The organism is Teredinibacter sp. KSP-S5-2 (genome assembly GCF_032773895.1).
GTDB lineage: Bacteria > Pseudomonadota > Gammaproteobacteria > Pseudomonadales > Cellvibrionaceae.
This window is the reverse complement of record NZ_CP120416.1, coordinates 4,507,147-4,520,923: the sequence shown is the minus strand read 5'-3', so window position 1 is coordinate 4,520,923 and position 13,777 is coordinate 4,507,147. Positions and strand designations below refer to the sequence as shown.

14 protein-coding genes are annotated in these 13,777 nt (G+C 45.2%); 8 read left to right on the top strand and 6 right to left on the bottom strand.

Annotation, left to right across the window (positions count from 1 at the left end; all coding sequences use genetic code 11):
• The first annotated feature begins 9 nt into the window (after positions 1-9).
• The 3 genes from P5V12_RS19290 to P5V12_RS19280 are packed head-to-tail and all read left to right on the top strand — an operon-like array spanning position 10 to position 1,649.
• Positions 10-546, top strand: a complete 537-nt coding sequence (locus P5V12_RS19290) for a phage tail protein (protein WP_316954709.1) — start codon at positions 10-12, stop codon at positions 544-546.
• An 18-nt stretch (positions 547-564) separates the two neighbouring features.
• Entirely contained in the window at positions 565-1,098 is a 534-nt protein-coding gene (locus tag P5V12_RS19285; RefSeq protein ID WP_316954708.1) for a phage tail protein, read from the top strand.
• 11 nt (positions 1,099-1,109) lie between these two features.
• Positions 1,110-1,649: a phage tail protein gene (locus tag P5V12_RS19280; protein ID WP_316954707.1), complete on the top strand. Its 540-nt coding sequence runs from the start codon at positions 1,110-1,112 to the stop codon at positions 1,647-1,649.
• Here P5V12_RS19280 and P5V12_RS19275 read toward each other — a convergent pair.
• From P5V12_RS19275 to P5V12_RS19265, 3 genes are all read right to left on the bottom strand, one after another.
• Entirely contained in the window at positions 1,646-2,635 is a 990-nt protein-coding gene (locus P5V12_RS19275; protein WP_316954706.1) for a hypothetical protein, read from the bottom strand. The two genes, P5V12_RS19280 and P5V12_RS19275, sit on opposite strands and share 4 nt — an antisense overlap.
• Positions 2,635-3,795, bottom strand: coding sequence for a nucleotidyltransferase family protein (locus P5V12_RS19270; RefSeq protein ID WP_316954705.1), 1,161 nt, complete (start codon positions 3,793-3,795; stop codon positions 2,635-2,637). Before P5V12_RS19270 ends, P5V12_RS19275 begins: the two co-directional genes overlap by 1 nt.
• Positions 3,796-3,991: 196 nt before the next feature.
• Positions 3,992-5,137, bottom strand: coding sequence for a poly-beta-1,6-N-acetyl-D-glucosamine N-deacetylase PgaB (locus P5V12_RS19265; protein WP_316954704.1), 1,146 nt, complete (start codon positions 5,135-5,137; stop codon positions 3,992-3,994).
• Between the two features lie 178 nt (positions 5,138-5,315).
• On the opposite strand from P5V12_RS19265, the gene P5V12_RS19260 reads away from it, so the two are divergent.
• Both P5V12_RS19260 and P5V12_RS19255 read left to right on the top strand, forming a co-directional pair.
• Positions 5,316-6,455 carry a TRAP transporter substrate-binding protein gene (locus P5V12_RS19260; RefSeq protein WP_316954703.1) on the top strand — a complete coding sequence of 380 codons (1,140 nt, stop codon included), beginning with the start codon at positions 5,316-5,318 and terminating at the stop codon, positions 6,453-6,455.
• Positions 6,456-6,625: 170 nt separating this feature from the next.
• Positions 6,626-7,270, top strand: coding sequence for a hypothetical protein (locus tag P5V12_RS19255; protein WP_316954702.1), 645 nt, complete (start codon positions 6,626-6,628; stop codon positions 7,268-7,270).
• Between the two features lie 10 nt (positions 7,271-7,280).
• On the opposite strand, the gene P5V12_RS19250 is transcribed toward P5V12_RS19255, so the two are convergent.
• Genes P5V12_RS19250 through P5V12_RS19240 form a run of 3 tightly spaced genes read right to left on the bottom strand, consistent with a single transcriptional unit; the run spans position 7,281 to position 9,650 of the window.
• The gene (locus P5V12_RS19250; RefSeq protein WP_316954701.1) at positions 7,281-7,685 is read right to left on the bottom strand and encodes an acyl-CoA thioesterase; all 405 of its coding nucleotides are present in this window, start codon (positions 7,683-7,685) and stop codon (positions 7,281-7,283) included.
• Between the two features lie 16 nt (positions 7,686-7,701).
• On the bottom strand, positions 7,702-9,072 hold the full coding sequence (locus P5V12_RS19245; RefSeq protein ID WP_316954700.1) for a TRAP transporter large permease subunit: 1,371 nt from the start codon (positions 9,070-9,072) through the stop codon (positions 7,702-7,704).
• Positions 9,069-9,650, bottom strand: a complete 582-nt coding sequence (locus P5V12_RS19240) for a TRAP transporter small permease subunit (protein WP_316954699.1) — start codon at positions 9,648-9,650, stop codon at positions 9,069-9,071. The genes P5V12_RS19245 and P5V12_RS19240 overlap by 4 nt, the downstream gene beginning before the upstream one ends.
• A 278-nt stretch (positions 9,651-9,928) precedes the next feature.
• Between P5V12_RS19240 and P5V12_RS19235 the strand changes: the two genes are divergently transcribed.
• From P5V12_RS19235 to pstA, 3 genes are all read left to right on the top strand, one after another.
• A complete protein-coding gene (locus P5V12_RS19235) occupies positions 9,929-10,969 on the top strand; it encodes a substrate-binding domain-containing protein (protein WP_316954698.1) in 1,041 nt (346 codons plus the stop codon).
• Positions 10,970-11,068: 99 nt separating this feature from the next.
• The gene (pstC, locus tag P5V12_RS19230) at positions 11,069-12,454 is read left to right on the top strand and encodes a phosphate ABC transporter permease subunit PstC (protein WP_316954697.1); all 1,386 of its coding nucleotides are present in this window, start codon (positions 11,069-11,071) and stop codon (positions 12,452-12,454) included.
• Positions 12,447-13,760, top strand: coding sequence for a phosphate ABC transporter permease PstA (pstA, locus tag P5V12_RS19225; RefSeq protein ID WP_316954696.1), 1,314 nt, complete (start codon positions 12,447-12,449; stop codon positions 13,758-13,760). The genes pstC and pstA overlap by 8 nt, the downstream gene beginning before the upstream one ends.
• Positions 13,761-13,777 lie beyond the last annotated feature (17 nt).

Genomic DNA, 13,777 nt, shown 5'->3' with positions numbered 1-13,777 from the left:
GAGATAAAAATGGCAGAACCCTTTATTAGTGAAATGCGAATGTGGGGATTTAACTGGGCACCGGTTGGTTGGGCAAAATGCGACGGTCAATCATTGCTTATTAACGATAATCAAGCTCTTTATGCGTTATTGGGCATAACTTATGGAGGAAATGGCACGACAGATTTTAATTTGCCTGATATGCGAGGTAGAACACCGGTGAGTGTTGGGCAAATACAAGGCGACTTCGTAGATTTTGGATCTAAAGGTGGCGTGGAAAGTGTTCAGTTAACGATGGATGAGATGGGAGCGCATACCCATGAAGTACGCTGTTCAACAAGCGATGCAAATAGCAAAACATTTGCGAGCAATCACTTGGCAACTGCTTTAAATGCTACCGCCCAAGTACCTACTCCGTTTTATGGTCCGACAAATAACAGTTTAGTAGGATTGAATCCAAATAGTGTTTCGTCAAACGGTGGTGGTGGACACCATAATAATGTGCAGCCATCCACGGTGGTGAATTTTTGTATCGCCTTAACCGGCATTTTCCCGCCACGAAACTAGTTTAAAGGAGGAATAAATATGAGCGATCCTTACTTAGGAGAAATTAGAATGTTTGGCGGTAACTTTGCGCCCAGGAATTGGGCCTTATGTATCGGCACGCTACTACCTATCGTGAACAACAGTGCTTTATATTCCTTATTGGGAACGGCGTATGGCGGTGACGGGCGTAATGACTTTGCTCTTCCGGATATGCGTGGCAGGATTCCAGTCCATCAAGGTATGGGCCCTGGACTAACACCGAGAATTATGGGGCAACGTTTTGGCGAGCAGTCTGTAGTATTGACCTTGAATGACATCCCAAATCACAGTCATTCACTTCAAGTTAACGCGCAAGAGGCATCTACCCCCTATCCTTCGGGAGCAGTGCTAGCATCACAAATAGATGGTGATATGCCTTACACTGGAGAACCGGACGATCCTACCAAAAAACAAACGTTGAATACCGACACCATTGCATACAGCGGTGGGAGCCAAACGCATTACAATCTTATGCCCTATCAGTGTGTCAGTTTTATTATCTGTACATTGGGCACGTACCCGAATAGGAACTAGGAGGAAAGATAATGGCAGATCCATTTATTGGAGAAATATGCATGTTCGCTTGTCAGTTTGCGCCCAGAAATTGGGCGATGTGCGACGGCTCATATATATCTATTAGTCAGAATCCGACGCTTTTTTCGGTGATCGGGAATATCTATGGTGGTAATGGCCATACGGAGATGAGGCTGCCGGATTTGCAAGGTCGAGCGCCTATGCATTGGGGAACTGGTCCAGGATTGAATCCACATTTCATAGGGGAAAAATCGGGTTTAATTGCTTATCAACTGGATGTCAATGAAATTCCCAGTCATGATCATGTGATGATGGGTGTCAGAGTATCAGGGACGTCTGGAACGCCTCAAGCAAATTTATATATGGGGGTAGACCGAGGATCAGAGGCAGAAAACATCAACTTCATTTCCGACGATGCAACCCCGAATGCGTCGATGGATGATGATGCATTAAATCTGGCTGGAAAAAGTGTACCACACGAAAATAGACAACCTTATGCTGCTGTGAATTTCTGCATTGCATTTGATGGTTATTATCCTCCAAGAAACTAGGAGCTCGTATAGGGTGTCACTGATGAGGTCGAGTTGTTCAGCGATGCCTTATTTTTTTGTTGTAAGCCCTTATCGAATTTTCTCAGCTTCGATACCATAATCCATAGATAAGTCGAAATAAATCCGACAATAAGTACCAATAATAGCCTAAGTTTGGGAAACCTAAGCGTTGGCTCCTCCGGTGCATAAGCTGGAATGAGTACCTTAAACGATGGGTTAAATTCTGGATCGTTAAACGCTAATCCATGTTGATAAGCGGTTAAATTGGCATTTAAAAAACGTCGTATGCTATGAGGCTGGCTTTTTTCTAATAGCAAATTAGTTTGTCTAATCTGTTTTTCTAATGTATCTCTCTTTTGGTTTGCAATATATATGTTTGCATAGTTAATTATCTCGTTAGTAATTTTTTCACCAATTTCAGCAGATTTCCACCTCGACGAGATATATATTAATCCGGTTTTCGCTTCGATCTTTACTCTGAACTTATTTTTCAATATTTTAACTGCGAGAAATGTTCTTGGTTCTCGATTACTTACTTTTCTTTGATCTTCTTCGAAATAGGTTCGGATAATACCTACGATTCCGCGTTTTCGAGATTTCCAAGTCTCTTTTTCATTGTCCCACCTTTTGGGAAATAGCAGCGGTTTTACTTCATGGCTATCGATGTAGCTTTCGAAAAAACTTCTTGATTTTAGTGTTGCCAAGCGTTCAGCTTGAGTTGTTCTGTTGTTGGACAACATAAGTCGCTGTTGCATTCGAATCATGCGTCTGACTGGACGATCCAGTCCTTTCAAATTCTTTCCTTTGATTGACGAAAAGCTTTCGATATTGGATAAAGTTATGGTGGCGTTCACCTGATAGCTTGGACTACGATTTATAAAAACTATTATTAATAAGGTTAATATAGTTGGGATGCATAATAGGTAGAGATAGTCGTTACTATTTAACTTTAGGGACGGTTTTTCCTGGTGCGTTTTATCCTCCATTATCTCCCCTTTCCGAGCTTATAGTAGTACAACAAAGTAAAGGGTCTGATAAAAACGTATAAAGCTGAAGGGCAGTTTGGTAGAGTTGTCAAATCAATATGAGTAGGCTTGAGCCTTTGAGTTAGTACTTTAAATATATTACTGCTTTTTCGGGGGGTAAGGACTTCAAAGTAAAATAGAATAAGCTTAAACAAAATGGTATTTTGTTTAGCAGGATTTTCCATATAGTAGAGGCAGAGTTTACTGTTTATTTTTGATAGCCAACTAGATTGATATTGCTGTTTTAGCCTGGTTGGAACCTCTAAACGATATATAATTGCAGCCAAATAATAGCCGTTTATAAAGTCTCGACTTACATCCAAACGATGACTCTTAGCCAGGATAGAATCGATATTTCCTTCAATAAATGTTTTGTGTTTAGTAATAAATAGCGCTATATCGCATACCCACTTAAGTCTGTGAAATAATGTATGGGAACCATGCCAACAGTAATAAAATAATTGAATTATTATTTTCTCTTCATCGCTAAACGAGGCTAAAAAGCGTTGACTTGCACAATTAGAAAAGTCAGTTTTGTATCCACATACTCGCGTATGTACTTCTATGGTGATCCCATTGGGTGCGATATACGTTCTGTCTTTATGGAAATCCAATAAATCTTTTTGTTTTTTATTTGAGAGATAATCGTAATGTGGACATTTGTACCCATTATCTTGCAATAACTCATGGGCTATGTCTCGTTTATCCTCAGAGATTAGCACATCCAGATCCCTTGATTGCCTTAGGGTAATATCTCCATATAGTTCTCTGGCCAACGGAATTCCTTTAAATTCTTTTACCGGTATACCGTGCTCACGAAAAAGCTTTTTAATCTCACCCAGAGCTTTAAATTGCTTCAAACAGGTTTGCTTGTGGCGCTCAAACCTCTCTGCGAGTTCTTTGGCATAATCAATGTCAAACAGCGGAATATTGAACCGTTGACAGTTTTTAAACACGCACGGCCAGGTTCTATGGTGATCAATAAGTTGCTTTATTTTTTCGACATCGACTCTTTGAATGAGCGCGACCACCTGGTTAAGTTGCTCTTTCTCCAGTCTTGGAAGGCTTAATAAAGCCACAAGTTTTAACTCTGTGCTGATTTTTGGCGCTTCATTAAACATTTGTATGGTTATTCTTATTACCCCAATGCATATTAAGGTTAGCACAAGATATTGGTGGCGATTGAAAGCGGCTTTTTTGACACGAATTATGATTAAAGAGGGTGTGTTGTGAGTGGAGAAGATGACACTACAGCTGGCTATTTAAGTTTTAACTCGTGATAAGAAAAAGTAATCATTCACGACCCGGTAACGAAGGCTACCGGGTTAAGGTTTTGATGTAGTTCTTTTGCTGTTGCGTCAGTGTTTCCCACGGCCAGAAGACAACTCCGGCTGAGGGGGCTTTACTGGCCTCCCGAATGTAGGATTGAAATTCCTTTTCCGTTATTTCGCCTGAATCATACATTTCGCTCACTTGAAAGGCGGGTATGACTTCACATTGATTTGAACACTGTTGTTTCATGTCGATGACCAGATCGTGCATCCAACGGGCAGGCTTAAGCATCATTTCGGCATAGGCCATAGGGGAAACATAATCCACGTACGGAGCCAGTTCTTTAATGCTCTGTCCGGTAATGCGTTGAACGGCGTTATTGTGTTCACCTGCCAACCACGGGACGGCGTGAATATTAATTTTGATATCGGGCTTAACCTGTTTAACCGCTGTTACCAAGTCTTTTACCATTGAGGTAATGGTTTGGACTTTAAAATTTACCCATTCATCTTGTTTGTTGTCGTGAATCCAGCTGGCCAATTGTGTTGGTGTGGTTAATGCCTTTGGCTTTTCCATGTTGAGATATTGGAAAAAGAGCTGCATACAGGTGTCACAGAAACAGCTGTCGATAAGGGGGTCATTATGCCCATCGTAGCCTTCATGCCCTTTAACATGGCTGAGTTCCCAAAAGGCGAAGTAACGAATAAAGTCGATGCTTAAGCCGTAAGGCTGCCAGGCTTTGACCTGTTTCACGGCCCTCTCTATGCTTTGTTGTTTGTAATCGGCATTGTTTGGGCAAGCCATTGCCAGCCAATTACCTTCTTTGGAGTTGTCTTGTGCGTATTGGCCGGTTTCGGTAATGGCAAACCAATCGGGAGTTTGAGACAAGTCGTTGTGGTTACTGAAAAAGGTTTGGTGTATCAGCCAGGGTTTGATATTTGTTTTCGCTAATTGTTTCCTGAACTCCGGGAGCTGATAGATATGGTCCAGAGCAAAGATTTGTTGAATGCCCAACTGTTGCCAGTCATTTACAGTTTTCTGAGTTTGTTTTTCATTCAGGCCATCCAGTGCCAGCAACTTGGCTGCGTATATCGGCTTGCCGGGGCTGTATGTCGCAGCAAACGCAAGGGACATTAATGTAAGTAGTGTAATAAATACCCAAAGAGCCTGGGATCCGATATGCTTATTCATTATTATCTCTACTGGTAAAGAGTGCGTGTCAGCAGGTTTGAATCAACCTGTATAATAGTTCAACAAATCGCAATATCTCTGTACCAATCAATCAGTCACAAGTGCATTTGTATCCAATATACTGCATTGTTGTACAAAATCCGCATTTTGCAATCGAATAAAAATAAGGCTAAAGCTTATGCAAGCGCGATATACCCCTGTTTGGATGCCCGTGGTTATTGTCATTTTGTTGCTGACCGTCACAGCGCTGTTTGCAACTTTGGTGTCCCGCTCTGCTGTTGAACAGCATGGTGTTTTTTCTCAACAATCGGTTGATCAATCGACACAACAGAAAGTGTATCAATGGAAGATGGTGACGACCTGGCCGAAGAAATTTCCAGGTTTGGGGCTGGCTCCAGAAAATTTTGCCGAGAAGTTGAACAAAATGAGCAATGGCCGCCTGCAAATTACGGTGCATGGTGCCAATGAAATTGTGCCGGCGTTGGGTGTGTTTGATGCGGTTTCGTCTGGCAGTGTCGAAATGGGCCACAGCGCGGCGTATTACTGGAAGGGCAAGATTCCGGCAGCACCTTTTTTCACGGCTGTACCTTTCGGTATGAATGCTCAGGAGTTTAATGGCTGGTTGCACTACGGTGGTGGTTTGGAACTCTGGAGAGAAACCTACGAACCCTATAATTTGATTCCATTTGCCGCGGGCAACACGGGTGTGCAAATGGGTGGTTGGTTCAATAAGGAAATTAATTCGCTGGACGATATTAAAGGGTTAAAAATGCGCATCCCCGGTCTGGGGGGAGAAGTATTTACCCGTGCAGGGGGTACCGCAGTAAATATTCCTGGGGGTGAGTTATATACTTCATTGCAATCTGGTGTGATTGATGCCACTGAATGGGTTGGCCCATACAATGACCTGGCGTTTGGTTTTCACCAGATTGCCCAATACTACTATTACCCTGGCTGGCATGAACCGGGCCCGACCTTGGAAATTATCGTCAATAAGGATGCCTATAATTCTCTACCGGAGGATTTACAGGTAATGATTGAGGTTGCGGCAAGAATGGTTAACCAGGATATGCTGGACGAGTACACTGCGCGCAATAACTCGGCTCTGGTCGAACTTGTGGAAAAACATGGGGTGGATGTTCGACCATTTCCCGATGATGTTTTAACAGCATTCAAGCAGGCCAGTGTCGAGGTATACGAGGAATTGGCGGATAAAGATCCACACTTTGCCAAAGTATATCGCTCTTATATGGGCTTCCTGAAAGGAGCAAATGAGTACCTCGAAATTAGCGAAAAAGCGTATTTGAATAAGCGTTAACTTCCCCTAATGATAACGTCATCATAATTGGTGGCGTTATTCGCTTCTTTATTGATCCATTTTGTTACAAGGTTGCATAATTTGCTTTTTGATGACTGGCAGAATGCGCATCGTAAAATAATGCTGATTTAAGCACGGTGGTTACAAATTAAAATAAAGGAGAGTTTGGGGTGAAGAAGGTTCTTTTGGTTTTGATGTTGGCGGGCAGCCTTTGTTCATGTGGCACAACATTTTTTAGTTTTGATGATTCGGCTAAGCACAAAACTGTTTTAGCAAAGAAAACTCAAGACCAAAACCTGCCCGAACCAGATGAGACACAAGCTCAGATCGTATTTCTTCGCCCTTCGGATAAAGTCGGATCCGCCAAATACCCCTACTCCGTCATTTATAACGTTAGCAGTGCTCAGGATGAGGCGATTGCGGTAGCCGAACCCAACTCGAAAACATATGCCTTTTTTGAGCCTGGCCGACATTTATTGCTCAGTACCGATGGAGTTTCCAGTCATATTCTGGAAGCATTTTTGCTCGCGGGTGAACGGTATTACGTAGTGGTACGGCCAATGTATCAACAAGGTTATCAACTTCGACCTGTCTCACATGCCTCATACGGTGAGTTTACGCAGACTAACCCGAAGTTCTCTTCCTGGCTGAATAAAACTTCATTGGTTGAACCCGCTTCAGGTTTAGTGCCCTGGCAAAAAAAATATCGTAGAGCCCTAGAGCGTCAAAAGCAGCGTGCGACAGAGGTTTGGCAAGCGCACACCGCAAACACCCGAGCGCAATTAACGCTGTTAGAGGAGTATGCTGAGAAATAACCGTAGGTAATTATCGTTCGTGTGGCACCGGTCGGGTTCGGCCGTTATTGTCGATGGCGACGTAGATAAATTCCCCTTCGGTGACTTTTTGCTGGATGTATTCATCCGGGTGTTTGGTCCAGACTTCGATCATGACTTTTATGGATGACCGCCCTACTTCCAATATTTCACAGTAACAGCTGACCGTGCAGCCAACAGGTACGGGGCGTAAAAATGCCATATTCCCCACCGCCACCGTGGTCACCCGGCCTTTGGCCACTTCCCGCGCGCTGATCGCGCCAGCCAAATCCATCTGGGACATTAGCCATCCACCAAAGATATCGCCGTTAGCGTTGGTATCTTTAGGCATGGTCAGGGTTTGTAGAGCTAAGTCTCCTACAGGTTGTGGTTCCTCATCGATATCGATGTCTGACATAGGTTTTTATATTCCATCACTGATTGATAACAGAAGGTAACCAGGTTGCCATTTCCGGCCAAACAGCCAGGGCAACCAACATACATAGTTGTAAAATAATAAAGGGAATCACGCCGCGATAAATCGCACTGGTGGGAACGCTTTCCGGGGCGACACCACGCAAATAAAACAGTGCGAAGCCGAACGGCGGGGTTAAAAATGATGTCTGCAAATTCAGCGCAATCATAATTCCTAACCATACGGGGTCGACCCCTGAAGCCAAGAGTACCGGGCCAATCATGGGCACGACAACAAATGTGATTTCTATAAAATCCAGTATGAACCCTAATAGGAAAATCACCACCATTACCACCAGAACAGCGGTAAATGTGCCGCCGGGTAATGAATTAAAAAATTCACTAATCAGGTGTTCGCCACCAAAGCCCCTGAAAACCAGCGAGAAAAGTGAGGCACCCAATAAAATCGCAAATACCATTGCGGTAACTTTGGTGGTGGATTGCACCACATCTTTGAGCATGGACAGGTTCAACTGCCCTTTGATCAAGGCAAGTAACGCTGCCGCGAGGGCACCTACCCCAGCCGCCTCTGTTGGTGTAGCCATGCCGGTGATAATGGAGCCGAGCACAAGCAAAATTAACGCAATGGGCGGCAGTATACTGAGTAATAATTTGAATTTAGTGACGGTTTGGCCGTTGTTCACATTGGCCGGCGCTTTCTCTGGAGAAATTTTTCCGATCACCAGAAGATAGACAAAGTACAGCAGGACAAGACCTATGCCGGGAATGATGGCCCCCATAAATAGATCGCCAACAGATACGGGCGCTGCGTCGTAAATACCGAGGCTCAATTGGGCTTCCTGATAAGCGCTGGACAGGATATCGCCGAGTAAAACCAGGGCGATGGAGGGGGGAATAATCTGACCCAGAGTGCCTGTCGCGCATATGGTGCCGGTTGCCAGCGGTGTGTCATAACCGCGCTTTAACATGGTTGGCAACGACATGAGCCCCATGGTGACCACCGTGGCACCAACAATACCGGTACTGGCGGCCATCAACATGCCGACTAGTACCACGGCCAGACCTAGTCCGGCAGGAAATCGGCTTAGTGCCTGCCCCATGTTTTCCAATAGTTCTTCGGCTATTTTGGAGCGCTCAAGTATGACGCCCATTAAGACAAAAAGCGGTACCGCGATCAACGTGGTATTGGTCATCGTGCCAAACACACGGTCGGGGTAAGCCATAAGTAGTTTGGCATTAAAGATGTCGAACACAATGCCAATACCGGCGAATAAAAGCGAACTTCCGGCCAGGGTGAAGGCCACGGGAAAGCCCAGCATTAATGCCAGGCACACGAATAAGAACATCCAAAGAGGCATAAGCTCAATCATGCTTTGCCTCCGGTTTCGTCGGCTTGGGTGTATGTCAGCATCAGGGTCTTATGAATCAAATCGCTGATTGAGTGGAGGGCTATTAAGGCTCCGGCAATGGGGATCAGAGTTTTCAGCAAATACACTGCAGGAATACCGCCGGGATCTGCCGAGACTTCCCCGTCAGCCCAGGATCTCATCACCATGTCCCAACTGATGACGCTGATAAATACTGCGAATGGCAATTGAAACAGGATGGTACCGAATACATCGATCCAGGTTTGCTTTATCCGTGAAGCTTTTCTATACCAGATGTCGACCCGGACATGCCCGTTTTCTTTGGCGGTATAGGCTAGGCAAAGCAAAAACAGGGTGGCATGCATATAGGTGACGGACTCCTGTAATGCAATCGAGCCAATACCGTAAGCGCGTAAACACACTACGATACCTACGGTAATTGCCATAAGTACGCAAAGCCAGGATAGCGTTTGGCCAATTTTGGTGTTTACTGAATCTATAAGCCGGGCCAGTTTGAGTAACCAGGCTGCGATAACCGGGGTGCTGCTGGAAGTATCCGGGGTATTGAAGTGGATGGTCATAGTCTTTTTTTATTATTCGATTTGGCGAGAGCCTTAGCTCAGTACGGGGAGTATAACCATATGCTTACTCCCTGCCTAACAAAGCCGGGTTTTTCCCAAATTTTGTCTGTATGGTTAATCACAGGCGAATAATGGCGCCTTTTGGTTAAAAAACGCCAAAATGGATAAAAATTATCTACTGAAATAAAACTGTTACAAAAAATTCATATTATGGCGGGCCGAGTAAAAGTCAGTCAGCGGTATCGGCTTAGCTTGAGGTTTACTTTAAGGAGTTGCCTGTGATTAAAACACTTCAAAGCGCGCTATTGTTGGCAATATTGTTTATGTCACAAGCGGCCTATTCAGGCCGGGAACAGATTTTGATAGTCGGGTCATCGACGGTCTACCCCTTTTCCAAAGTGGTGGCAGAGCGTTTTGGCCGGACGACGTCCTTTAAAACGCCCACAGTCGAGCAGCTCGGAACGGGCGGTGGTTTGGACGCATTTTGTAAGGGGATTGGTGTTGGTTACCCGGATATCGCTAATGCCTCGCGACGAATAAAACAGGTTGAAGTGGATAAGTGCCGACGTCATGGGGTAACGGAAATCCTCGAAGTAAAGGTTGGTTACGATGGCATAGTCATCGCTAACTCTATTGTGGCTCCAGAGTTTGAAATTACGCGGCAAGAGATTTTTCTGGCGTTGGCGAAACAGATTCCTCAAGGAGAGCTCGCAGATGCGTTGATCGATAACCCCTATAAAACCTGGAATGAGATTAACCCAAAGCTTCCCAAGCAGGAAATTAGGGTATACGGGCCACCTCCTTCCTCGGGAACCCGTGATGCTTTTTCGGAGTTGGTGATGGAGGCCGGGTGTCAGAAATACCCGTGGGTCAAAGCATTAAAGGCGAGTAATAAATCTCGCTACAAGGCCATCTGCCATGCCATTCGTGAGGACGGCGTATACATCGATTCCGGCGAACAGGACAACGTTGTGGTTAATAAACTGGTTCGTTCGCCAGAGTCCCTGGGTATTTTTGGTTACAGCTATCTGGAACAAAACCTGGATAAGGTGCAGCCAGCAAAGATTGAGCAGACTTTGCCATCAATGGATGCGATTATCAGCGGCCGATATTCGGTGTCTCGCCCGTTATATATGTATGTAAAAAAGGCGCACGTGAATGTGATTCCGGGTATCGAAGAATACTTGCGGGAATTTACCAGTGAGCGAGCCTGGGGAGAGCAGGGTTATCTTGTGGATAAGGGAATGATTCCTCTGCCCAAGGCGATTCGCCAAAATGTAAAGAAAACGGTGAAAAATCTGGTGCCTCTGAGCTTGTAAAAGGCGCCGCCAATTTTTAATTGTCAGCCCGGTGGATGTTCAGCATATGCCGGGTTTTATCATTGTGTCAGGGTGAATGAACGAAATTAGTGTGACGGAATGAATACGTTATTATTTGTTGTCATCATTCTATGTATGACCAGCTTTGCTTACGTTATGGGGCAAAACCGGTCATTACATGGCGCTTTATCTTTGGGGGGAGTGCATCACCTGAACTCCTTACCCTTCTACCATGGTGTATTGACCGCACTCTGGTGTGCCTTGCCTTCCTTAACGGTTTTGGTTTTGTGGAAATTCTTTGATGGCGACATAGTGCGAGCCATCATTTTGCGAGAATTGCCAGCGGAAATCTCCAGCCTGCCCAAGGACGAACTCGGTTTGGTGATGAACCAAATTGAAAATATTGCTCATGGTGGCTTCCCGGGGAAAACCCCCTGGTATTTATTGGATGCTGCTGACCGCTTCAGCCAGCTTCAGGCGATCAGCTGGTGGGCCATGGTGGCGTTTATTTCCAGTTTGATGGCCATCATTATGGTGATCAGTTGGGCGCGGATTCACCACGAATTTGAGGCGCGCAGAAAGGTCGAGAATTCATTTAAGCTGGCGTTGCTCGCGTGTTCCCTAGTGGCGATATTTACTACCGTGGGTATCGTGCTGTCGGTATTGTTTGAGTCACTGCGGTTTTTTCACGAAGTGCCGTTGTTTGATTTTCTGTTTGGTTTGCAGTGGAGCCCTCAAATTGCCATACGCGAGGGACAAGTTGCAGCATCCGGCAGCTTTGGTGCGGTTCCCTTGTTTACCGGCACTTTGTTGGTTGCAGGTATCGCCATGTTTGTTGCGGTCCCGGCTGGGCTTATGTCTGCATTTTATTTGTCGGAATACGCCAGTCGTAAAACGCGCAATATTGTTAAACCTGCATTGGAAATTCTCGCGGGTATTCCCACCGTCGTTTACGGCTTTTTTGCCGCCTTAACGGTCGCTCCCTTTATTAAAAATCTCGGTGAAAGCCTGGGGTTAACCGTTGCTTCCGAAAGTGCGCTGGCCGCAGGCCTGGTGATGGGCATTATGATTATCCCGTTTATTTCTTCTCTGGCGGATGATGTGATTAACGCGGTGCCTATTTCCCTGAAAGAAGGTGCACTTGGTTTGGGCGCGACGCCTTCGGAAACGATTAAAACCGTTATCATTCCTGCAGCGTTGCCCGGTATTGTTGGCGGCGTTTTGTTAGCAGTGAGCCGGGCTATCGGTGAAACCATGATTGTGGTGATGGCGGCGGGATTATCGGCCAACCTTACGGCAAACCCCTTGGAAGCAGTCACAACCATCACGGTTCAGATAGTCACACTATTGGTTGGCGATCAGGAATTTGATAGCCCGAAAACGCTGGCTGCGTTTGCACTTGGGTTGATGCTGTTTATTTCCACGTTAATTCTGAATATCTATGCGCTTCGAGTCGTTAAAAAACATAGGGAGCGTTATGAATAGTCATCAGAAAAATATTAAACCGCAAAGCGTGGATAATATTTCGGAGCAAATTCAAAAAAATTTAAAGCGGCGTTATCGCTCGGAAAAGATTTTTAAATCCATCGGTTTGCTCTCTGTGCTCTTTAGTATGTTGGCTCTGGGGGTGCTTTTCAGTGAAATATTTGGTCGTGGTTTTAGTTCTTTTCGTCAAACATACATTGAACTTGATATTCAGTTTGACCGCGAAGCCATGTACCTCTACGACATGGAAGACCTGGACCAATTGAACTCAGCTGATTACGGTATTGTGGTCAAGCAGGCGTTATTGAGCAATTTCCCTGCCGTGCAGCAGGATGAAGACCAGCGAGAACTTGCTCGTTTGCTCAGTATTGGAGTGGCCTATCAGGTTAAATCGGAGTTGGAGAAAAATCCTCAACTACTAGGTGGCAACGAGACACTTTGGGTTCTGGCCGACGACGATGTGGATACCTATATAAAATCCTTTGGTGCAACAGGGAGCAAAGGGTTTTCAACCCGTTTGTCCGAGCAGCAAAAACAATGGATTGCACAACTGCAAGACAACAATCAAATTAAACAGCGCTTTAACACCAGTTTTTTCAGCAACGGCGATTCCAGCGAACCGGAAATTGCGGGTATCTACGGTGCAATAGTCGGCAGTATGCTGACTCTTCTAGTCACCTTCTGTTTGTCATTTCCTATTGGTGTTGCGGCGGCAGTTTATCTGGAAGAGTACGCGCCGCAAAACAAGTGGACTGAGTTTATCGAGGTGAATATCAATAATCTCGCTGCCGTACCCTCCATTATTTTTGGGCTATTGGGGCTGGCGATTTTTATTGGCATATTAGGTGTTCCTCGCTCGGTGCCGCTAGTGGGTGGGCTGGTTCTGACCTTAATGACCTTACCCACCATTATTATTTCCAGTCGGGCGTCCATCAAAGCGGTTCCGCCATCGATTAAAGAGGCGGCTTACGGTGTGGGTGCTTCGAAAATGCAGGTTATTTTGAATCATGTCTTACCTGCTGCCATGCCGGGAATGTTAACCGGGGCCATTATTGGTATGGCCCAGGCGTTGGGTGAAACCGCGCCGCTACTGATGATTGGTATGGTGGCGTTTATAGTCGATATTCCCTCAGGTATTACTGATCCGGCTACAGTACTGCCTGTGCAAATTTATTTATGGGCAGATAGCCCGGAAAAAGCATTTGTTGAATTAACGTCGGCTGCCATCATGGTGCTTCTGGCATTTTTGGTGTTTATGAATGCGCTGGCGGTATGGTTACGAAAACGGCTGGAAAAACGTTGGTAAACGATTGTCGTTTTAAT